At 69.6% G+C, this 283-nt stretch carries 1 protein-coding gene; it reads right to left on the reverse strand.

Annotation, left to right across the window (positions count from 1 at the left end):
- A partial coding sequence (locus ACLEJQ_RS25845; protein ID WP_440799953.1) for an OprD family outer membrane porin occupies nt 1-283 on the reverse strand: 283 nt, incomplete at both ends.

Below are 283 nucleotides of genomic sequence, written 5' to 3' on the forward strand. Positions count from 1 at the left end.
GCTCGCGTCGTTGCGCGGGCTGTTGCCACGGAACTGCCCGCCGTAGAGGCTCAGGCCGTTGATTTCGGTAGAGGTCACCTGGCCGCCACGGAAGGTTTGCGGCAGGGAGCGGCCGTCGTCGGAACGCAGGATCGGCAGCACCGGCATCCACTCGCCGACCTTCAGCTCCGTCTTCGACACCTTGGCTTTGAGCGCCACGCCCAGCCGCCCGAAGTCATCGGCCGGACGCCCGTCATCGTGCACCGGCAGCAACTGCGTGCCCGCCGTGCCGCGACCGCCGTCC

It is taken from the genome of Pseudomonas sp. SMV71, from assembly GCF_052042015.1.
Lineage (GTDB): Bacteria > Pseudomonadota > Gammaproteobacteria > Pseudomonadales > Pseudomonadaceae > Aquipseudomonas.